This is a genomic window from Thermoleptolyngbya sp. M55_K2018_002, assembly GCF_015295965.1.
In the GTDB taxonomy this organism is placed as follows: Bacteria; Cyanobacteriota; Cyanobacteriia; order Elainellales; family Elainellaceae; genus Thermoleptolyngbya; species Thermoleptolyngbya sichuanensis.
The window spans coordinates 1-21,821 of sequence record NZ_DVEA01000267.1; the positions used below are offsets into that span (position 1 = coordinate 1).

At 56.2% G+C, this 21,821-nt stretch carries 19 protein-coding genes and 1 tRNA gene; 14 read left to right on the forward strand and 6 right to left on the reverse strand.

Annotation, left to right across the window (positions count from 1 at the left end):
* The 4 genes from IGS51_RS13575 to IGS51_RS13590 form a co-directional block, all read right to left on the reverse strand.
* Positions 1–238 (reverse strand): archaeosortase/exosortase family protein (locus IGS51_RS13575; protein ID WP_297078923.1); only part of this gene is annotated, 238 nt, incomplete at its 3' end.
* Positions 239–423: 185 nt separating this feature from the next.
* Positions 424–1,611, reverse strand: coding sequence for a DegT/DnrJ/EryC1/StrS aminotransferase family protein (locus IGS51_RS13580; protein WP_297078925.1), 1,188 nt, complete (start codon positions 1,609–1,611; stop codon positions 424–426).
* Between the two features lie 552 nt (positions 1,612–2,163).
* Entirely contained in the window at positions 2,164–3,078 is a 915-nt protein-coding gene (locus IGS51_RS13585; protein WP_297078927.1) for an ABC transporter ATP-binding protein, read from the reverse strand.
* Positions 3,079–3,322: 244 nt separating this feature from the next.
* Positions 3,323–3,460: a photosystem II reaction center protein K gene (locus IGS51_RS13590; protein WP_068509389.1), complete on the reverse strand. Its 138-nt coding sequence runs from the start codon at positions 3,458–3,460 to the stop codon at positions 3,323–3,325.
* A 381-nt stretch (positions 3,461–3,841) separates the two neighbouring features.
* Between IGS51_RS13590 and IGS51_RS13595 the strand changes: the two genes are divergently transcribed.
* Positions 3,842–4,066 (forward strand): DNA-directed RNA polymerase subunit omega, encoded by a 225-nt coding sequence (locus IGS51_RS13595; protein ID WP_068509385.1) that lies wholly within the window; start codon positions 3,842–3,844, stop codon positions 4,064–4,066.
* Between the two features lie 36 nt (positions 4,067–4,102).
* Entirely contained in the window at positions 4,103–4,774 is a 672-nt protein-coding gene (locus tag IGS51_RS13600) for a hypothetical protein (RefSeq protein ID WP_297078930.1), read from the forward strand.
* Here IGS51_RS13600 and hemF read toward each other — a convergent pair.
* Positions 4,771–5,769 (reverse strand): oxygen-dependent coproporphyrinogen oxidase, encoded by a 999-nt coding sequence (gene hemF, locus IGS51_RS13605; RefSeq protein WP_225910643.1) that lies wholly within the window; start codon positions 5,767–5,769, stop codon positions 4,771–4,773. The genes IGS51_RS13600 and hemF overlap by 4 nt on opposite strands.
* A gap of 385 nt (positions 5,770–6,154) precedes the next feature.
* Positions 6,155–6,246 (reverse strand) — tRNA-Ser (locus IGS51_RS13610).
* A 154-nt stretch (positions 6,247–6,400) separates the two neighbouring features.
* Between IGS51_RS13610 and IGS51_RS13615 the strand changes: the two genes are divergently transcribed.
* The 12 genes from IGS51_RS13615 to IGS51_RS13670 all read left to right on the forward strand — a co-directional run.
* On the forward strand, positions 6,401–6,673 hold the full coding sequence (locus IGS51_RS13615; RefSeq protein ID WP_297078932.1) for a bluetail domain-containing putative surface protein: 273 nt from the start codon (positions 6,401–6,403) through the stop codon (positions 6,671–6,673).
* An 876-nt stretch (positions 6,674–7,549) separates the two neighbouring features.
* The gene (locus IGS51_RS13620; RefSeq protein ID WP_297078934.1) at positions 7,550–8,671 is read left to right on the forward strand and encodes a glycosyltransferase; all 1,122 of its coding nucleotides are present in this window, start codon (positions 7,550–7,552) and stop codon (positions 8,669–8,671) included.
* A gap of 206 nt (positions 8,672–8,877) precedes the next feature.
* Entirely contained in the window at positions 8,878–11,124 is a 2,247-nt protein-coding gene (locus tag IGS51_RS13625; protein ID WP_297078935.1) for a polysaccharide biosynthesis tyrosine autokinase, read from the forward strand.
* Between the two features lie 73 nt (positions 11,125–11,197).
* A complete protein-coding gene (gene hepA, locus IGS51_RS13630) occupies positions 11,198–13,024 on the forward strand; it encodes a heterocyst formation ABC transporter subunit HepA (RefSeq protein ID WP_367279338.1) in 1,827 nt (608 codons plus the stop codon).
* 152 nt (positions 13,025–13,176) lie between these two features.
* Positions 13,177–14,220: a glycosyltransferase family 2 protein gene (locus tag IGS51_RS13635; protein WP_297078939.1), complete on the forward strand. Its 1,044-nt coding sequence runs from the start codon at positions 13,177–13,179 to the stop codon at positions 14,218–14,220.
* A gap of 77 nt (positions 14,221–14,297) precedes the next feature.
* Complete coding sequence (locus tag IGS51_RS13640; RefSeq protein WP_297078942.1) at positions 14,298–15,158, forward strand: glycosyltransferase; 861 nt, start codon at positions 14,298–14,300, stop codon at positions 15,156–15,158.
* Positions 15,159–15,178: 20 nt separating this feature from the next.
* Positions 15,179–16,387 carry a glycosyltransferase family 4 protein gene (locus IGS51_RS13645; RefSeq protein WP_297078945.1) on the forward strand — a complete coding sequence of 403 codons (1,209 nt, stop codon included), beginning with the start codon at positions 15,179–15,181 and terminating at the stop codon, positions 16,385–16,387.
* A complete protein-coding gene (locus IGS51_RS13650; RefSeq protein ID WP_297078946.1) occupies positions 16,347–17,339 on the forward strand; it encodes a glycosyltransferase family 2 protein in 993 nt (330 codons plus the stop codon). The genes IGS51_RS13645 and IGS51_RS13650 overlap by 41 nt, the downstream gene beginning before the upstream one ends.
* Before the next feature lie 148 nt (positions 17,340–17,487).
* Positions 17,488–18,906 carry an O-antigen ligase domain-containing protein gene (locus tag IGS51_RS13655; RefSeq protein WP_297078948.1) on the forward strand — a complete coding sequence of 473 codons (1,419 nt, stop codon included), beginning with the start codon at positions 17,488–17,490 and terminating at the stop codon, positions 18,904–18,906.
* Positions 18,907–19,052: 146 nt separating this feature from the next.
* Positions 19,053–19,616 (forward strand): chlorite dismutase family protein, encoded by a 564-nt coding sequence (locus IGS51_RS13660; protein WP_297078952.1) that lies wholly within the window; start codon positions 19,053–19,055, stop codon positions 19,614–19,616.
* 159 nt (positions 19,617–19,775) lie between these two features.
* Positions 19,776–20,918, forward strand: coding sequence for a glutamine-hydrolyzing carbamoyl-phosphate synthase small subunit (gene carA, locus IGS51_RS13665; RefSeq protein WP_297078954.1), 1,143 nt, complete (start codon positions 19,776–19,778; stop codon positions 20,916–20,918).
* A 327-nt stretch (positions 20,919–21,245) separates the two neighbouring features.
* A partial coding sequence (locus IGS51_RS13670) for an MFS transporter (RefSeq protein WP_297078956.1) occupies positions 21,246–21,821 on the forward strand: 576 nt, incomplete at its 3' end.

Below are 21,821 nucleotides of genomic sequence, written 5' to 3' on the forward strand. Positions count from 1 at the left end.
GTTCCGGCAGCGCCTCCCAGTCGCCTCGCCGCTGCCACCCCAGCCACGCCGCCAGCGGCAGCCCCAGCAGCCCGTGGCTATAGTATTCATGCTCAATGCTGATGGTCTTGTTCAGCCAGCCCTCTGCCCAGTGCAGCAGCAGCGGCCCGTAGAGCAGCCCCAGCAGCCCCAGCAGCAGCCAGCCTCGAAATCGAGAGGGCGATCGCCAGATGCCAGAGCCAGAATAGCGAGGATGCATGGTAGTGCCCGTGCGGGAGGTGATGCAGGGATGCGGGAAAGGACGAGGTTTAGAAGTTTACTCTAGCATTCCACTGTTTAAACTACTGAAACTACTGAAACTACTGAAACTACTAAAACGCTCCAACGTCCCAGGGCCTCGACGATCCAATCACTCCCGCACCCAACGTCTCATCCCACCATGATTCAGCACGACACCGAAAACGGCGCACTCACCGCCGCCTCGATCGCCCCGACGACGCGCTGAATCTGTGCGTCTGTCATGCCGGGGTAAATCGGCAGCGATAGCACCTGATGGCTCAGCCGCTCGGCATTGGGAAAATCGCCCAGTTGATAGCCCAGATAGCGGAAGGCAGGCTGCAAGTGGCAGGGTACGGGATAGTGAATGCCCGTGCTAATGCGGCGAGATTCTAGCGCAGCTTGCAAAGCGACTCGCTCCAGCGGGCAGGCATCGGTAATGCGTACCACGTAGAGATGATAGGCGTGACCGCTACCGCTGACGTTGACTATGGGCTGGATGCCTGCAAACTGGAGGGGGGCCAGCAGTTCGTCGTAGCGTTGGGCAATCCGCAGGCGATCGCGGTTCCAGTGGGGCAGGTGGGGCAGCTTCACACCCAGCACAGCGGCTTGCAGCGTGTCTAGGCGGCTGTTTACGCCAAATTCGGTGTAATAGTGCTTGCAGGGTGCGCCATAGTTGCGGAGCGATCGCAGCCGTTCGGCAATCTGCGCTTCTCGCGTCACCACCATGCCGCCGTCGCCCAGCGCCCCCAGGTTCTTGCTGGGATAGAAGCTAAAGGCAGCCGCCATGCCAACGGAACCCGCACGATAGCCTTCGCGCTCCGCCAGATGCGCCTGGGCTGCGTCTTCAAAAATCATCAGGTCGTAGGTGCCAGACAAATCGAGCAACTGACGAGGCGACACCATTTGCCCGTAGAGGTGAACCGGGATGATGGCCCGCGTGCGGGGCGTAATCGCCTTTTCGGCGGCCACCAGATCTATCAGCGCGGTATCAGGTTCGCAGTCCACCAGCACCGGGGTTGCGCCCGATTGCAGCACGCCGATCAGCGTTGCCACAAAGGTATTTGCAGGCAGCAGCACCTCGTCGCCCTGCCCGATGCCGCAGGCCCGCAGCCCCAGGGTGATCGCATCCGTCCCAGAGCCAACCCCAACGCCATGCTCACTGCCACAGGCGCGGGCAAAGGCGATTTCAAAATCGAGCAGCGCCCCACCCAACACAAAGTCTCCCTGGAGCATTGCCGTCTGAATCACTGCTTCAAGCTGAGGCTGGAGCGACCGATGCAGCAGCGCCAGGTCTGTTAGCGGGATGGGGGATGAGATGGCTTGTACCGGGGGAATTAGCACGGAAATAGTCATAGCAAAACGGGATTTTGGGGGTCAGATGCTAGAGGGTCAGGGAACGTTCGCTGTCATGCTGGGGCGAGCAGGGCTAGAAGGTTGCCTGATTAGGGTTTACGAGCTTCCGCATGATTCTGACGTTTGCACTTACTGCAATTGCATTGACTGCAATTGACAACTGCAATTGGCTTCGATTGGCTCGATTGGCTCGATTGGCTCGATTGGCATTAGTGGGCATCAGTTGCCGCCTTTGGAACTGGGGGGCTTTGAAAATAGCTCCAACAGTCTCCAATACTGTTATGCGGGATGAATGCTAAAGATATCCGCAGGGGCGGCATAAAGAATTAATGAAAGCTGTGTTGGGATGTAACAGTGAGGGCGCGTGTATCCCCTTAACTGAAAGCAGTTCAGCCCCTTTTGGGTAAGAATTGCGACTTTGGTTCGCATTATTTCTACAGGAAACACCGGAGATGGGGCAGGTCAGGACGTGCCCCACATTTGCCTGCTGCGGTGTTGCCGTGCAGCAATAGCGTGCAGAGTTCGTATGCAGAGTTCGTATGCAGATCCTGCTCAAGCTTTGAGGCGGGTGAGCTTGAGAAAAATATCGGTGAGGCTGGCTTCGTCGCGGGTGATGCTCAGCAGGGGCAGGGGGTTGAGGATGTCCAAAACCGGATACAGCAGGGACGAATCGGGGACGGTGAGGGTGCAATGCTGCACTAAAACCCCCAGTGCGTCTAGCTTTTGCAGGCGATCGCCCGTGAGTGGATGCTCCAATTCAATATGGTAGGCAGAGCCAGAAAACTGACGGATTAGCTCAGGGGTGGCTTCCTCCGCCACAATTTCACCCTGACGGATAATGGCAACGCGGTCGGACAATTCTTCGGCAATGTCAAGCTGGTGCGTGGTCAGCAGGATGGCGCGGCCCTCAGCGGCGATTTCTCGCACCAGTGCCTTCACGGCCTGCGTCGCCTCAACATCCAGCCCCAAGGTCGGCTCGTCCAGCAGCAGCAGTTGCGGGTCGTGGATCAGCGAAACGGCGATCGCCAGCTTTTGCTGCATCCCCCGCGACAGAGCTTGCACCACGGTTTTGCGCTTTTCCGTCAGCCCAAACCGCTCCAACAGCGCCTTGCCTCGCTGATGCGCCACCCGTCGCGATAGCCCCCGCAGCACGCCAAAGTATTCCAGGTTTTCCTCACAGGTCAAGCGCCAGTAGAGGTTGCGGTTTCCTTCCAGCACTGCGCCGAGCGATCGCAGCGCCCGACTGTCTCGGTGCGGATCGCGCCCAACGATTTGCACCTGGCCCGCATCGGGCAAAATCAGCCCCGCAATCATCTTGATGGTGGTGGTTTTGCCTGCCCCATTGGGGCCTAGAAACGCCAGCACCTCGCCCGCACTCAGCACCAGCGATACGTCTCGCACGGCGGGCACTTCTATCTTCTTTTCTCGATAGACTTTTCTCAGACGTTGGGCGCTCAAAACTGGCATACAGAAGCGAAGTCCCCTTGGCAGGCTACTGGCAGGCGACCACTAGCGGATGATGTGGATTATCAAGTTCCTTGTGTAAACGAATCGGGCGGACTAGGCGAATCAGCTAACTGGGGCAGACCCTCAGGACACAAAAAACTACGGCATGAAAGGCATGAAAAAAGGCGGGAACCAACCTGTCCCCACCCCCTTCAAAGAACCTGAGAAAATCAAAACCTCGGTAAAGCAGCTTAGGCAAAGCAGCTTAGCGGAAGCCCACGGCAGCTTGCCACACAAACGCCAGCAAAAAGAAGAACACGGGAATAATGGGCAGCACATCCACCAGGGGGTCGAAAATTGCATAGGCTTCGGGCAGTTTTGCGAGTAACAGAGCCGCTTCCATGAGTGAAATAACCTCTCCAACACAGATCTCATAATTGCTGCATATCTTAACATGCGGTTAGGTTCCGAAACTATGCCTGCTCCGATTTTGTCCAGAGATTTTGCTCCATCATGTTGATCCAGCTAATCCAGCTTAATCCAGAGATCCAGAGGTTTTGCCCAGTGATTGCCCAGTGATTGAATTCAATACCTTTGCCAACAGCGTGCCCATAGAGCGATGAATTGATGAGCCTCGCGCTGCTCTGAGCGCAACTTTGGTTTGATGGTCGGCATCAACCGCGACTCGATTGGCTACACTGGAGTACGTCAGTTGGTTTGCGCGTTGACTTGTTTAGTTGACTTGTTTATTTGTTCTGTTTACTCGTTCTAAGGATTGGCAGCTATGAAACGGTCTCATTTTGATTCCAGCCATTTAATGCGTCGGGCTGAGGATCTCATCAACGCGGCTTCCAATCGCTATCGCATCACAGTTCAGGTGGCCAACCGCGCTCAGCGCCGCCGCTTCGAGGAGTTTGACAGCCTGGATGATCCCAAGATGAAGCCCGTGATTCGCGCCATTATTGAAATGTCGGACGAGCTAACTCAACCAGAAATTATTGGTGAATAGCGCAAGCTTAGTTGGAAGGAATGTGGAGGGGAGACCATGCGATCGCGCTCACGCCGACAAACCCGGATTCGGCTGCTCTCTCGGTTAATTGCCGCACTGCTGATCGCGGCAGGCATGTTGCTAGCTCTGGGGCTGATTGCGCCAACCCAGACCCGCTATGCCAACTCGCCGCTGGGGGCACAACGGGCGATCGCACAGCAGTATGGCGTTCCCATTCCCAGCCGCGTGGCGGAGGAGATCTATCGCCGCCTGCCGGAGATACCGCTTGAAAATAATTACATCTCTCAGCGCACGGGAGCCGTCGATCCCGAAGATACCTTCCTCAGCCGGATGATCCGATACCACACGCTGATTAAGGGGCGATCGCCCATCTCCCGGTTTGACTGGAAGCTGACCCTGGCGGATTACCTGGGCATCAACGAGCCGATGGTTCCTGGCTCCTATCCTGGAGCCATTAATCTCACCACCAATCCTCTAGAGGCAGACACCGCTGTGGTCAACCAGTTCACCCGCGCCCAGCGCGACGCACTGGTGAACACGCTTGTTGCCTTTTTTAATCCCAGCGTGCTAAGTCCGCCGCCCCAGTTGACACCCTCTGGCGTGTCCGCCGAAACTCCCCAGCAGAACGCGCCCCCCGTCGGGCGTGGCTCCACTCAGCCCCTGCCGCTAGAGCCACGACCCGGAGATGCTCAGCTTTTGATGCCCTAACCGTTCCATTCAGCCCAGTCCTGCGGCTTCAGAAACACCTCGTATAGCTCTGCTTCGGGTGTGCCGGGTTCCGGCTTGTAGTTATATTCCCAGCGCACCAGTGGCGGCAGCGACATGAGGATTGACTCGGTGCGGCCGTTGGTTTGTAGTCCAAAAATCGTGCCCCGGTCGTAGACCAGGTTGAATTCGACGTAGCGCCCGCGCCGATAAAGCTGGAAGTTCCGTTCGCGATCGCCATACTCGTCATGCTGATGCCGTTCGGCGATGGGCACATAGGCGGGCAAAAAGGCGTTGCCACAGTCCTGCACAAAGGCGAATAGGTCTTCCCAGGTGCGTCCCTGCACGGGGCCGACCTGCTTGCTGTAGTCGGCTGCGGGGGTGTCGCTGTGGGAGCCGGGATAGGAAATGGGATAGAGGATGCCCTGCGTGTCTTGATAGTCGAAGAAAATGCCGCCCACACCGCGCGTTTCACCGCGATGCTTGAGGTAGAAGTACTCGTCGCACCAGCGCTTAAAGGCGGGGTAATAGTGGGGGTTGTGGCGATCGCACGCTGCTTTGATGGTTTTGTGGAAATGGGCGGCATCTTCGCGGGTGGGATAGTAGGGCGTGAGGTCAATGCCGCCGCCAAACCACCACACTGGGCCCGCCTCAAAGTAGCGGTAGTTGAGGTGAACCGTAGGAATGTAGGGGTTGCGGGGATGCAGCACCATCGACGTGCCCGTGGCATAGAAGCCGTGCCCCGCCGCCTCTGGGCGCTGCACCAAAATCGACGGGGGCAGATCCTTGCCCCACACTTCTGAGAAATTCACACCGCCCTGCTCAAACACACGACCGCCCTTCAGCACGCGCGATCGCCCGCCGCCGCCCTCTTCGCGCACCCAGCCATCTTCCTGAAACTTGCCCTCGCCGTCTAGTGCCTCTAGTCCCTGACAGATGCTGTCTTGCAGCGCCTTCAGCGCCGTGCTGACACGCTCCCGCGAATCGGCAGGGGGCATCACGTTAACCGCAGCGTTCGCAGAGACAGAACTAGTAGACGGAGAAGTCGCTTCGGGAGAGGGAGACGTTGCCATGATGGAAAAAGAACAGTTGCTAAACGTAAAGGATAATGATTGACGAAACACCCGCAGCACTGATGCTGCATACGGTTTTCACCGTTGCCGGATCTAGACTATCCCGGAACGGTGCCTAATGCTTATGTGGTCAACAAATGTAACGAAAAGTGCAAAAAAGCTTAATAGAAAGAGCCAGGGCTGCGTTCAGCAGATAGAAGCGATCACCCAACTTCAGCCACTCCAATTTGCTTGGCCGCTAAGTGTGCTCGAGCAGTTAAAACACGACCAAGCTATCTCCGAGCGATGCCCAAAGTTCATAAATCCAGAACGGAGAGAGAGGGATTCGAACCCTCGGTACGGACTTTCGAACCGTACAACAGATTAGCAATCTGCCGCTTTCGACCACTCAGCCATCTCTCCAAGATGCCGAAGCTTCATTCTAACAGAAGTCTGGTGTGCATACAAACTCTTTTGGAATGCGACAGCGCAATCAGAAAAGGCAATAGACGGAGGCGGCAACTTTGCTGACAGATTCATTCCAGCAGCCTGTTGACGCAAACGGCGATCCCGCAGATTGTTTAATGCCGGGGTGAAAACTGGGCGATCGCTCGAAGCAGCAGTCCAAGCCGCCTATCTCGACAAAAACCAAGCCCGACGAGGCAATCAGCGACTCCTGGCAAACCAAGCGGTCTTCTTTGAATGGCGAAACCGTACCTATCTTTCGGTGAACGATAATCAAGAGGGCTTTTCTGCTGGTCGTGATTTGCTAATCAACGTCACGGCGATCGCCTTGAGTCCGGGCGATGCCCAGGCTGGGGTATTGTCAGTCGGCAATTACTTTGCCTAGAGAGACCATTCTAAACTTAGCAAGGTTGTTGACTGCGAGCCGGTTTTGTAGATGTTTTGTCTGGGAGTGATGACTGCAAGGTGAGAACTTTTGAATGTGAGAATTTCTGGCTGCCAAAAATGCTGTATCGGAGCGCGATCGCCAGGTTTTCCTAATGTTCTGGATAGGAAACGGCAGCAATTAGAAACTCAGAATAACTGTCAAAAACAGTGCCAAAAACAGTGCCAAAAAGCGGCCGGGGAGCAGACGGTTTTCCCTGACCGCTTTTGCATGGGCTACGCATTGGACTAGTACAAAACGAGAAAATTGGGGCGATCGCCATTGAGGATGTATCTGATGATCTCAGTAATTACTCGGATATGCCCGGTCGTTTCCCGTTAAAAAAACATGAACTTCAGACCGAAAGATAAAAACTGGTGATAGAAGCTGAAAGTGTCTGTCCTCAGGACTTTGAACCTCTAAAGAGAGTCGTGCCTTCTTGATAACTTCATGAAAAATTCATGATTTTGCCCTTATGTATGAAGATTATGTAAACCTTTGTTGGCGACGACATCGTACTTTTACGAGTTCCGGTTAGTCTACGTAACTTCTAGCACCAAATGATATTAATGCTGGAAATAATGCTGGAAAGTGCATCTGTTCTATGGTCTGCTTTGCTGGTTCTATGACGTTGGTCTTAATGGTCTAAATCGGGGTTCCAATAGCCTTCTAAATGGTGATCTAAAACTTTGACGACTTAAAAAATATTGAAATCAGTCAGGTTGCTGATTGGGGTTGAACAAGCCGTGTTTTATCGATGCCTTGACTATTATGTAAATGCTTCCCGTTTTGCTCATGGCTGGGATATTGAACTAGCTAGATACAGAGTTTCTAACCATGAAAGTTGCGCTGGTACACGACTATCTAACTCAGCGGGGTGGGGCAGAGCGGGTTTTTGAACTGCTATGCCGATATTTTCCAGACGCAGATATTTACACGTCTTTGTATGACCCGGAGCGCACGATCGAACTGGGCGATCGCGAAGTGCGAACCACCCTTTTGCAGGCGATGCCCAATGCCTCGAAGTATTTTAGGCTGCTGGCTCCGTTTTATTACCCAGCATTTCGAGCGCTCGATTTGCGAGATTACGATCTGATCGTGAGCAGCAGCACCAGCTTTGCAAAAGCCGTGCGAAAAGGGGCCCACGCAAAGCACATTTGCTTTTGTCATAACGTTCCCCGATTCCTTTGGGATACGCAAAACTATCTGCGCGAATATCGAGATTTTCAGACGTTTTATCCCGCTATCGATGTGGTGTTTAAGATCCTGAGAAAGGCAGACTTGGTCTATGCTCAGGAACCAGATTTGTATATTGCCAATTCCAACACGGTGGCTCGACGAATTGAGGCGCTTTACAACCGCCCAGCGGTGACGGTGAATTATCCAATTGATGCCAGCCTGTTTCAATTTTCGGACAAGAAGGATGACTTCTATCTGGCTTCGGCGCGGCTGCTGGGCTACAAGCGGGTGGATGTCATCGTGGAAGCGTTTAGCAGGCTGGGCTGGCCGCTGCTGGTGTCGGGAGAGGGGCCAGATCGCAAGCGCCTGGAAAGCATGAGCGCCAGAAATATCCAGTTCTTGGGCTACGTCAGCGATGCGGAGCGGGCTAGCCTGCTGGCGCGGGCGAAACTGGTGGTAGTGGCGGCGCTGGAAGATTATGGTCTAGTGCCGGTGGAGGCGAATGCCAGCGGTACGCCCGTGGTGTCCTATGGCGCGGGTGGCGTGCTGGATACGCAGATTCCAGGGCTGACGGGGTTATTCTTTCAAGAGCAGACGGCTGCTTCGCTGGAGGCGACGCTGCTAGAGGCGGTGCGGGTGCAGTGGGATTATTCCAGGATTCGGGATCACGCGCTGAGTCGATTTACCAAGAAGGTCTTTTTTGACAAGATTGGGGAAATTATTGACGGGGTGTGCGATCGCCGAGCGGTTGCGTTTAGCTCGGTGAGTCTGGCTCGATGAGCCTGGCTGAGCCTAGCTAAAGGGGTTTGTTTCAAGGTGTTCTTTTGTTTCAGCGCGTGCTGCAAAAATATTTGTCCAGAGTTTTCATTTGGGGTGTTTGTCTAGATTCAGTGATTAAGCTCAGCCATAAAGCTCAGTCATAAAGGTCACTCCATACAGGTCACTACCGGAGTTCCAAATTTTGAGTTCATGCGGGATGAAGAATCATGCTTGAGGCGAAACTGAATGGGTCAGCCGACTCGGAACTCGGCTATGGGCAGCTTTTTGCCACGCTGATGCGGCGGCGGCTATTGCTGCTGGGGGTGCTGCTGAGTACGATGGCGGTTTCAACCTTGCTGTCGGCCCGCAAGGACGCGACCTATCGCAGTTCAATGCAGCTTTTGGTGGAGTCGAACTACGAGCAGAAGGCGAATCTGCGGGGGGCCGTGCCAGAGACGCTGTTCACGGCTCCAGCCGCAGTCGAAATTGACTACGCCACGCAAATTCGCCTGATGCAGAGTCCCATCCTGCTGGGGCGGGCGGTGGAGGCGTTGCGCTCTGAGTATCCTGACCTGGGACTGGAGGACTTGAAGCGGGGTCTGGCGGTGAGCCGCGTGCTGGAAACCGAAGATAAGATTGAGACGAAAATTCTCCAGGTGGACTATACCAGCGGCGATCCGCTGAAGTCGCAACGGGTGCTGGAGGTGATGAAAAATGTCTACCTGGCCTATAACCTGGAGCAGCAGAAGCTCCGTCTAAGCAACGGTCTGTCATTTATTGACGAGCAACTGCCTACGGTGCGGCAAGAGGTGGCGAATGCAGAGCGATCGCTCGAAGATTTCCGCGAAGGGCAGGGCATTATCGACCCAGAGCAGCAGGCCACGGAGTTTGCGAAGGCGCTGAATGCGATCGCCGAACAGCGCCGCGCCATCCAGGCCGAGTTCCAGGATAATCAGATGCGGTTTCGTGACCTCCAGCAGCAGCTTGCCCGCACGCCCCAGGGGGCGATTGTCGCGTCGCGCCTGAGCCAGTCGCAGCGATTTCGCAACTTGCTGACCTCGCTGCAAGAGACTGAACTGGCGCTGGCAGAGCAGTTGGTCACCTACACTGAGCGATCGCCCACGGTTCGCAGCCTGACTCAGCAGCTTGACCGAGAGCGGGCGCTGCTCCAGCAAGAGGCAAGACGCATCCTGGGCGATCGCGCTGAACTTTCCGAAGAAAAACTCTACACCGAAGCCCAGATGGGCGAAGTGGAAATGGGGCTGGCTGGGCAGTTGGTAGCTACGCAGACCAATTTGGTGGGCTTGCAGGCCCGCGATCAAAGCCTAGCCAGAGCCGAAGCCCAGCTTCGCAACGAGCTAAACCAGTTTCCGCAGTTGATTGCTGAATACAACCGTCTCCAGCCCGACATCACCACCAAACGCGAAACCCTCCAGCAGCTTTTGAAGGCGCGTCAGGAGTTGGCCATTGAAATTGGGCGTGGTGGCTACAACTGGCAGGTGGTGGAAGCGCCAGAGCGAGGCATCAAAACGGGCCCAAGGGTGCTGACCGATCTGCTGCTGGGTACGGTGCTGGGGCTATTTTTGGGCGCAATGGCGGTCTTCTTGCGCGAGTCGATGGATGATGTCATTCACTCGCCCGAAAAGCTGACAGAAACCGTAGCCCTGCCGCCGCTGGGCATAGTGCCCAAACTCCCGCGTAGCATCGTGGGTCAGCGCTGGCCGCTGGGGATTCCGTTGTCCGTGTCTGGGCGATCGCCCGCTGCCCTGCCCATGCTGCAAGCCGCTCAGTGGCCGCTGTTTCGAGAGTCGATGGATCTGGTCTACAAGAGCCTGCGGCGCAGCAGCCCTGCATCGGCGCTGCGATCGCTTGCCGTTACCTCTGCTCTGGCAAACGAGGGCAAAACGCTGGTGTCGATTGGTCTGGCGCTGAGCGCCGCAAGGCTACATCAGCGGGTGCTGCTGATCGATGCCAACCTGCGATCGCCCAGCCTGCACCAACAACTTAACCTGCCCAACCGTCAGGGACTCTCCACCCTGCTCAGCGGCGAAGATCGGCAGCCCCTACTGCACAGCATCGGCGCAAATACTGATGTGCTGACGGCGGGGCCGCTGTCCAGCGATCCGGTGCGCCTGCTGAGTTCTGACGAACTGCGGGACTGGATTAGAGCCTTTGAAAAAGACTATGACCTGGTGATTCTGGATTCTTGCGCTGTGCTGGGCGTTGTGGATGCGATTCAAACTGCCTCGCTTTGTGAAGGCGTTGCCGTCGTCGCTCGTCTCGACAGCGTCTCCCAGTCCAGCCTGATTCAGGCAGCCACGGCGCTCAATGGCTTGAACGTGATTGGAATGATTGCCAACGATGTAAAGGGCGCTCAGGTGGCCTATGGTCGCCCGTCGGGACTGGGGGCCCTGTTTGCCGAGTCCGTTTCTAACCGCGAAACTGCCGAATCCGCAGGACGAGATGCCGCCTAGCAAAGGAGGTTAAGGAGCTTTATAAAGACTGCGTAGAGATCCGGGATAACTAAGCTGTTTTGTTGCTCCGCCCATGTTTTTCAAACTGCTTCAACTGGTTCGCAAGCCCCTGAGAGCAACTCGATTTTGGCAAGAAAACCACTTGATCTTGAGGGAGTTCAAAAGCTTTCGCTGGCTGGCGATCGCCGCAGTTTGTTTTGCGCTTTTGGCATCCGTTACGGAAGGCTTTGGGCTGGGTTTTTTGCTCGCCTTTTTGCAAAGTCTCACCTCACCGGATGCACCGCCTGTCCAGACTGGGTTCAAATGGTTTGATGTTTGGATATTGGGCACCACTGCCCCGGTGAATCAGCGGCTCTATCGCGTCTCTGGGCTGATTGTGGCAGCAACCTGTATTCGGGCTGTGTTCAATTACCTGGCGCAATATTACACGCTGACGAGTGAAGTCACCCTTATTGATCGACTCCGCAAGCGCGTGTTTGAGCAGCTTCAATCGCAGCGTCTCAGCTATTTTTCTCAGACTCGATCGGGGGAACTGGTCGATGTATTAACCAGCGAAATGGAGCGGATCAGAAATGCTTTTGGGGCAATGTCATTTCTGATGACCCGTGCCTTTACGCTGCTGGTATATGCGATCGCCATTCTCTTACTATCCTGGCAGCTTTCACTCATTTCGATTCTCCTCTTTGGTGGACTGGCCTTTGGGTTTTCTAAGCTGAACAAACGGGTACGGCGGCGAAGTACTAGAACCTCTCAAGCCAGCGGACGACTGACTTCTATCGCCATCGAATTCATCAACGGAATCCGCACTGTACAGGCCTTTTCTGCACAAGATTTTGAACGGCGGCGATTTTATCAGGCCAGCACAGGACTGGTTCAAGAATGGAAAACGGTCTATCGCCTGTCCTGCCTGGTGCGTCCGCTGGCAGAGGCTTCGGCGACCTTTGTGCTGGTGGGCATGATTATCCTCGCGCTCACCAATCGCATCATGCCCGTTGCGTCCTTGCTGACGTTTTTATTCATCCTGTTTCGCATGGTTCCCTACAGCCAAGACTTGCTGGGCGTGTTTTCTCACCTCAGCACCATGATGGGGTCTGTAGAAAATATCAAGCGGCTCTTGAGCGACGAAGGCAAGCAATTTTTTGAAGACGGTACGCGCAGTTTTCCTGGGTTGTTTCATGGGATTGAGTTTGTAGCTGTTGATTTCGGCTATGACCCCGATCATCTGGTGTTAAAAGATATCAATCTTTGCATCGAAAAAGGCAAAACTACGGCCCTGGTTGGGGCATCGGGGTCTGGCAAATCTACGCTGGCAGATTTGATTTCTCGCTTCTATGACCCGACTGCGGGGCAGGTACTTTTGGATGGAATTGATCTACGAGAGTTCGAGATCGATTCCGTTCGCCATCGGTTGGCGATTGTGAGTCAGGATACGTTCATTTTTAATGCGTCTGTTCGCAGCAATATTGCCTACGGCTCCGAACAGGCCACCGATAGCGAAGTGTATGAAGCCGCACGGTTGGCAAACGCGCTGGAGTTTATTCTAGAAATGCCAGAGGGGTTTGAGACAACGCTGGGCGATCGCGGCATTCGGCTATCGGGTGGGCAGCGCCAGCGAATTGCGATCGCCCGTGCGTTGTTACGAAATCCAGAAATCCTGATTTTGGACGAGGCTACCAGCGCTCTGGATTCGGTGTCTGAAAGACTGATTCAGGAAGCGCTCGAAAAACTCTCGGTCGGGCGAACCGTGCTGGCGATCGCCCATCGACTCTCTACGATTTCAGGAGCCGACAAAATTGTGGTGCTAGAGCAGGGAAGAATTGTCGAGCAAGGCGGCTATCGAGAATTAATTGATCGGCGCGATCGCTTCTGGAAATACTACCAAATTCAACAGGCATCCTAAGGTTGAGACGGGTTCAGGCCACGGCTTTGAAAAGGGTTTTGAAAACGACTTTGAAACCGCTGTTAATAAAATTCAGGGGCATGGACAAGCAGAGACAAGGAACTTAAAGAAACCGATTAAAGCGTAAGCCGATGAATCATCAAACTGCACTCGTGAGCGTTATTATTCCGACCTATAATCGTCCGACTTTTCTGCGGGCAGCGCTTCAAAGCGCAGTTCGGCAAACCTATCAAAATATTGAAATTATTGTTTCCGATAATTGCAGCCCCAAAGATCCGAGGGCGATCATCGAATCCTTTGATGATTCCCGAATTTGTTTTTGGCGAAACGATAAGAACTTGGGACTTTTTGCCAACGCGATAAATGCTGTCAAAATGGCGCGGGGCAAGTATCTAGCCTTCTTGCATGATGATGACCTCTGGAGCGATCGCTTCTTAGAGAGTCTGGTTCCGCTATTGGAGCAATACCCCGAAGCAACGATTGCTTTCTGCGATCAGTTCATCATCGACGAGACGGGAAAAATCAGCGCCTTTGCCACGCGCAGGATGACGCGAGCCTATCGGCGCGATCGCCTCCAGAGCGGACTCTACCAACCCTTTGTCGAGGTTGGTCTGGTTCACAAATCTGTCCCCAGCGTTGCGGGCGCTGTGATTCGGAGAGCGTCAATCGACTGGGCAAATATTCCATCGGAAGTGGATAGGATGCACGACCTCTACATTACCTATCTGTGCTGCAAAGATGGGCAGGCTGCGTATTACCTTGCCGACAAGTTAGTTTACCATCGAGAACATCCAAACACGGATACCTTTTTGAGTGGACGACGAGATGGGCTAGCCAAAATTTCTAAAGCTAAAGTAGAAATCTTTTGCTATCAGCGCTTTCTTCAAGACAGCAACCTATGTCCATTTAGACCTCATTTCAAGAAGATTTTGCTGCACGCCCAAACAACCTTGGGCATTGGGCTGCTGTTGGCAAATCGTCCGTCTGAAGCCCGAGTTCACCTATTTCAGTCGCTCAGGGGTCGGCTGTTTAATATGAGAACCTTGGTTGCGCTGATGCTGAGCTTGCTGTGTTCGCTGGTGCTGATGGAGCGATCGCACGAAGACGATTCAGATCACTTTTTAAGTCTCAATCGAGTCGAGTCGATCCGCATCTCTCAGAGCATTCAAGACTCGTTTAAGAACACCGCTCGCTAGCGCCTTGTGAGTCCAGCTTTTTTGCCCATTCTGACTAATTCACTCTTAGCATCTACCCCATTCGCGAATTCCAGCCCATGAAAGTTAGCGTGATCATTCCCTGCCTCAACAATGCGTCTACTCTTGCTACCCAACTGGCGGCCTTGGCAGCCCAACAGTATTCAGAGCCGTGGGAAGTGATCGTGGCAGACAATGGGTCTACAGACGACACCGTGGCTATTGCAAAGCAGTTTGGCGATCGCCTCCCCAATCTGCGCGTCGTGGATGCCTCTAGGGTTGGTGGCAGTGCCCATGCCCGCAACGTGGCAGCGGCAGCAGCACAAGGCGAGTTTCTGCTGTTTTGTGATGGAGATGATGAGGTCGGCGCGGGCTGGGTTGCTGCGATGGCTGCGGCTCTAGAAGAGTCTGATTTGGTGGGTGGGTATATGGAGTATTGGCGACTGAATGAACCCTGGCTGGTGCAGGCTTATGGTTACGAAAATGGGTTGAAGCTGTTCGAGTCGGGATACCTGAAGTTTGCCAGCGGGTGTAATTTGGGAATTCGTCACGCTGTTCACGATGCTATTCATGGGTTTGACGAAACGCTGCTGCGACTTCAAGACGTGGACTATTCCTGGCGTGTTCAGCAGGCTGGGTTTAAGCTGGGCTATGCGCCTGATGCAATTGTTCACTTTCGGCTGCGCGGCAGCATTCGGAGCGTCTGTCGTCGAGCCTTCAAGTTTGGATATACAGAACCATTCCTTTATCAGAAGCATCGAAACAAGGGAATGCCGCAAATCTTGAGTTGGAAGTCGATCGTCAAAACGGTGGCGCTGTTTCCGGTTCGCCTGATTGGTTCGCTGCGCGATCGCGCTTCGTTGTGTAGGGTGCTGATGGAAGGCTGCTGGCGTGGCGGCGAACTGTATGGCTGCATCAAACACCGATATTTGCCGCTTTAGCATGGCTGGAGGCAGCGCGAGTGAAACTTTGCATTGTGACGCATCGGGTGGTTCCAGGAGACGGGCAGGGGCGCGTCAACTACGCCATTGTGCAGCACGCGCTGGCAGTAGGGCATTCGGTGACGCTGCTGGCCAGCGAGGCTGCGCCAGACTTGGTGCCGCATCCGGGGGTGACTTGGGTGGCAATCCCGGTTGAGGGGCTGCCGACGGAGCTGCTGAGAAACTTGGTGTTTTCCTGGCACAGTCGGCGCTGGCTGGCAAAGCACGCGGTCGAGTTCGATGTGATTAAGCTCAACGGCGCGATTACCGATTTTCCGGCAGGGGTCAATGCGGTGCATTTTGTCCACCATGACTGGCTGCGATTCGCGAAGCAATGCCTGCGGGAATCGTCCGCCAATCACCCTCCTGGACTGCGGGGTCTGTATCAGCGGCTCTACACCCTCCTGAATGCCCATTGGGAAAAGCGGGCATTTCAGCAGGCGACGGTTTTGGTGGCGGTTTCTCAGCAGGTCAAGCAAGGGCTGCTGAGGCTAGGAGTGCCTGCGGCGAAGATTCGAGTCGTGCTGAACGGAGTGGATATCACGGAGTTTGTGCCGGGTTCTGTGGAGCGCGATCGCTGGGGTTTGCCGGGGAACGTGCCGATGGGGCTGTTTGCAGGAGATATCAAAACCCCTCGCAAAAACTTAGACACGGTGATTCGCGCTCTGGCTCAGGTGGCTGGGCTGCATCTGGCGGTGGCGGGCGATCTGCGGGGTAGCCCCTACCCTCGCTTGGCACAAGACTTGGGAGTGGGCGATCGCGTTCATTTTTTGGGTTATCGCCGCGACCTCAAGGATCTGATGCAAGCCGCCGACCTGTTCATTTTTCCATCCCGATACGAAGCCTGTTCGCTCGTGCTGCTAGAAGCCATGGCCACCGGGCTGCCCGTGGTCACTGCGGTAACCACAGGCGGCGCAGAAATTGTGACTCCTGATTGCGGCGTGGTGCTGCCCGACCCCAACGACGTGGAGCATTTGGCCCAAACGCTGAACGCGCTGATTGCCGACCCCACGCGGCGATCGCAACTGGGCCAGGCGGCCCGTCGCCGCGCCGAAGCCCACACCTGGAGCGCAATGGCGCAGCAATATTTGGACTTGTTTGACGCGCTGTGCTGCCCTGCCGCTGCTGATCATCCCCAAACTGCCAACCATGAAACTCACCGTCATCATTCCCACCTACTGCCGCGCTGACGACCTGCGGCGCTGTCTGGCGGCCCTGGCTGAGCAAGTGCGATCGCCCGATGAGGTGATCGTGGTGGTGCGAGATACGGATTGCGACACCTGGAGTTTTCTAGCGTCTGAGAAGGGTTTCCCCTTGCAAAACTTGCAGCCCAATTTGCGAACGCTGAGCGTGGCTCTGCCAGGAGTAGTAGCGGCGATGAATCGGGGCTTGGACGCTGCCCAGGGCGATGTGGTTTGCTTCACAGACGACGACGCTGCGCCCCACCCAGACTGGCTACAGCGCATCGAGCAGCATTTCCTGGCTGATCCTCAACTGGGCGGACTGGGCGGGCGCGATCGCATCCAGCACTTGCCCGAATCTCTGACCGGCCGGCCCTGCACCGTGGGCAAGCTGCAATGGTTTGGTCGGCCCATCGGCAACCATCACCTGGGACTGGGCGCGGCGCGAGAGGTCGATATTCTCAAAGGCGTGAACATGAGCTTCCGCCGAACGGCGATCGCCCACCGACGATTCGACACCCGGATGCGCGGCGCTGGGGCCCAGGTTCACTTTGAACTGGCCTTTAGTCTGGCGCTGCGGCGCGATGGCTGGCGACTGGTCTACGATCCAGCAGTCTTGGTCGATCACTATCCCGCGCCCCGGTTCGATGAAGACCAGCGCCACCAGTTCAGCGCGATCGCCCGCCAAAACGCCGTCCACAACGAAACCCTGGCCCTGCTGGAACACTTGCCACCTGCACAGCGGGGAATATTCCTGCTCTATGCCCTGCTGCTGGGGCATAGAGATGCCTTTGGGCTGGCCCAGTTGGTGCGCTATTTTCCGCAACAGCGCGATTTAGCCATGCGTCAGTGGGCGGCGGCCATGCAGGGGCGCTGGCAGGGCGTTCAGACCTGGTGGAAAAGCCGAAAGCGGGGTCTGGGAACGGGGGTTGGGGGGCAGGAGTTGGAGATGGGAGGGTAGAGAAGGATTTTGGATTGGGGCTTGTGGATTTTGGATTGGGGGTTGGGTGGTTGGATGGGTTGACTGAGTATGTCTTCTGTGTGTGAGGGTGCGTGAGCCGCCTGCCGTTTTGCCTGCGTTTTGCCAACGTTTTGCCTGCGTTTTGCCTATGGAAGTCATTTCGAGTCCGCAGCCGAGTGCCAGTCAGTCCTTACCCGGATGGATTGCGATCGCCGGGGTGTTTGGCATTGCCACGCTGGGGGCCCTGGTAGGGGCAGGGAGCCTGGTGCGGCTGTTTTTTCCGGCCTCGGCGCTGCTGGTGGCGGTGTTGCTCTACTTCCGCTATCCGCTGCTCTACGTTGGGTTTGCCTGGTGGGTCTGGTTTCTCACACCGCTGCTGCGGCGCGTCAGCGACTACAACAGCTTCTGGGACGAAAAGGGCGTTATCTTGCTTGCGCCCTATCTGGTCACGTTTGTCAGCGTGCTGACGCTGGTGCGCTATCTGCCCCGCACGCCGAAAATGGGCGGGCTGCCCTTTGTGCTAGGGATGGCAAGCGTGGTCTATGCCTTTCTGATCGGACTCATTCTCGGTAATCCACCGCTTGCTGTCATTCGTTCCTTCCTCGACTGGATTTGTCCGATTCTATTTGGCTTTCACCTGTTTGCAAACTGGCGCGACTATCCCAGCTACCGCAGCAACTTTCAGCGCGTGTTTCTCTGGTGTGTCTTGCTCACGGGTCTTTACGGCATCTACCAGTTTATGGTTGCGCCGCCGTGGGACGGTTTTTGGCTGATTCGCACCAAGCTAGTCAGCTTTGGCAAGCCAGAGCCGTTTGAAATCCGCGTCTGGAGTACCATGCACTCGCCTGGCCCGTTTTCCGTGGTGATGATGGCAGGGCTGCTGCTGCTGTTTTCTGAGCGCAGCGTATTGGGCATTCCCGCAGCCGTCAGCGGCTATCTGTCTATTCTGCTCAGCATGGTGCGCTCGGCCTGGGGCGGCTGGGTGGCGGGGCTGCTGGCGGCCTTTGCGTCCACCACGCCCAAGTATCAAATGCGGCTGGTGGTCACGATTTTGGTGCTGGTGCTGTGCGTCACGCCGCTGACGGCAATGGAGCCGTTTGATGAGGTGATTAGCGAACGGGTCGAGTCGATTTCTAACCTTGCCCGCGACCAGAGTTTTCGCGATCGCTCTCGCAACCACGACCGCGATTTCAATGTGGCTGTTACACGAGGGCTGGGGCGCGGCATGGGCAGTACGTGGATTGTGAATGAGCGCAATGGCAAGCTGGAAATGATCGTCCTGGATAGCGCCATTCTCGACATTTTCTTCACGCTGGGCTGGGCGGGTGCGCTGCCCTACTTGGGGGGAGTGATCTTCCTGCTCGTCAGCCTGTTCAAAGATTCTGCTGCCCGTTCCGACCCGTTTGCCAGCACTGCACGGGGCATTTCGCTGGCAGTGTTTTTTCAGTTTATTTTTAGCAGCGTCATGCTGGGGCTGTCGGGCATGATTCTGTGGGGCTTTATGGGCATCGCCCTCGCCGCCAGCCGCTATCATCGCCATCGCAAAAATCTGCTAAAGGTGCTGTAGCGCTTTGGGTGGGGCGATCGCCCCCAATCCTTGTGTCCCTTTACCCTGCACTGCCCGCCCGCTTCTCAGCCTCTACTCATCTCCCGCTGCCCAAAGCTGAATTAAGCTGCTGTCAAGCACTTCGCAAACTGGATGGGCAGCTAATCATGGGCAATCAATACTCGTTCGTGGGTGGAATGCAGGGACGCTGGCGAGTGCAGAACGTTCGACCCGTTCTCGGCACTGGGCTAGACCCGGTGGAGCGTCTGGACATTGTGGCTGGAGCGATCGCCACACCGCCACCCGACAGCGCCTGGGTGCTTCGCAGCTTTGCCAGCAATGTCCGCTATGCCAAGCGGGATGAACTAGATACGCTCCGTGCAGTGCAGCCCGACCTCAACCGGGCAGAAGCCGTCTCCGCTGTGCTGATCCCCATTAAAAAATCGGCTCAGTGGTGGGACATGGCGCAAGACGAGCGCCGCGCCATTTTTGAGGAACAGTCTCACCATACGGCCGTCGGGCTGGAGTATCTGCCGGGGGTGGCCCGTCGCCTGCTCCACTGCCGCGACCTGGGGGAACCGTTCGACTTCCTCACCTGGTTTGAGTTTGCACCAGAACACACCGCCGCGTTTGATCAACTGCTGGTGCGGATGCGGGCTAGCAAGGAATGGGACTATGTGGAGCGGGAAGTGGAAGTGCGCCTAGAGCGCGACGACGCAGCGCAAACCTGAACACTCGCCCCGCCGACGCAGCCTCACGCCCGCAAAAGCCTAATGCAGACCAGCAAGCCGGCCAGCAAGCAAATCCAACAAGTTTGGCAACGACCATTACAAACCGATGATCCCGGTGTATGATTTGCTGGAATTTTGGTCTTGTTTGGGAGAAGGGATATGGGTTTGGTAACGGCTCCCCCCGCGCTGCTGGTGTTGGCAGATGGCACGGTGTTTCGCGGGTTTTCCTTTGGCGCGTCGGGCACCAGCATCGGCGAGGTGGTGTTCAACACGGGTATGACGGGATATCAAGAAGTCCTGACTGATCCCAGCTATCGCGGGCAGATTGTCACCTTTACCTATCCCGAACTGGGCAATACGGGCGTGAACCCGGAGGATGAGGAATCGGCGGGGCCCCAGGTGAAGGGGGCGATCGCCCGCAATATCTGCCCCCGTCCAAGCAACTGGCGCTCCACCCAATCCCTCCCGGACTACCTCAAGCAGCACCACATTCCGGGCATCTACGGCATCGACACCCGTGCCCTCACCCGCAAGCTGCGCTCCGTCGGCGCGATGAATGGCGGCCTCTCCACCGAAATCCTCGACCCGGCGGAACTGCTGATGCAGGTGCAGGAAGCCCCCAGCATGTCCGGGCTAAACCTGGTCAAGGACGTGACCACAAGGGAAATTTACGAATGGAGCGAGCCGACCCCGCCAGAGTGGGAATTTAGCGAAGGCGTAGCAAAATCGCCAGAACCGCTGACCGTGGTCGCAATTGACTTTGGCGTAAAGCGCAATATTCTACGGCGGCTGGCCAGCTACGGCTGCCGGGTGATTGTCGTGCCTGCTGACACGCCGCCCGAAACCATCCTGAGCTACAACCCGGACGGCATTTTCCTGTCTAACGGGCCGGGCGACCCCGCCGCCAACACCGACGGCATCGAAACCACCAAAGCCTTGCTCAAGGCCCAAAAACCTGTCTTTGGCATCTGCATGGGCCACCAGATTCTCGGTCTGTCGATGGGTGGCGAATCTTTTAAGCTCAAGTTTGGCCATCGCGGGCTAAACCAGCCAGCGGGCCTGCGGCAAAAGGTGGAAATCACCAGCCAGAATCACGGCTTTGCGATCGCCCAAGAGTCGCTCCCCGATGCCGAGGTAGAAATTACCCACCTGAACCTGAACGATCGCACGGTGGCCGGCCTGCGCCATAAGACGCTGCCGATGTTCTCGGTGCAATATCACCCCGAAGCCAGCCCCGGCCCCCACGATGCAGACTATCTGTTTGAGCAGTTTGTGCGCCAAATGCGGGAGAGTCGCGGTTAGGAAACGATTGACCTGCACTGCACTCCTATCCACTGCCAGGCCAGTCTGCGATCGCAGGCTGTGCCCCCATGTTCGTGGAGATCATGCTTCCGTCCAAAAGATCTAAACGTTAAGCAGGGCTTAAGCCAGGGTTTATTGAATCAAGCCACAATACCGGAAATGCCTGCTAGCAGGAGGTCGTATCGATTCTCTTGAGTGGTGTTGCGGATGAAACGTCTGGAATCCCCTGGCTGCTCGACGGGCAATCGCAAATCCAGAATTGAGGATCGACAGTAGGGCTGGGTGCGAGTTGGGTCAGCGCTCAGGACAAAATCGAGGATTGATATTATGGCGCAACTGTTTTCTCAGCCATCTCCGCGCTGGATTGGCGTGGCGATCGCCTTTTATGCCTTTATTGCCATTGGCATCGCCGAGGGCGGGCTGGGGGTGCTGTTGCCGTCGATTTTGCAGGAATATAGCCTGACACCCGCCAGCGTCACGCTGCTGTTTGTCAGCCAGATTGCAGGCTACATTGCTGCGGCATTTACCAGCAGCCTGATCAGCAGTTGGCTGGGGCTGGCGCGGATGCTGTTGATGGCGGCGGGCACGCTGACGCTGGCGCTGGCGATTTATGCCACCTCGCCCGTGTGGGGCCTGATGGTGGCGGCGGGGACGCTGCTGGGGCTGGGCATTGGGCTGATCGATGCGGGCGTGAACACGTACATCGTGCAAGACGAACGCGGCGCATCGCTAATCGGCACGCTGCATGGATTCTATGGCGTGGGGGCGCTGTCGGGCCCGGCGATCGCCACGACGCTGCTGGCGATGGGCGTGACCTGGCGACAGGTGTATGTCGTGCTGACGGGGGTGGTGGGGCTGCTGATTGTGGCGCTGCTGGCGGTGCTGGTGATTCGCTATCCACTG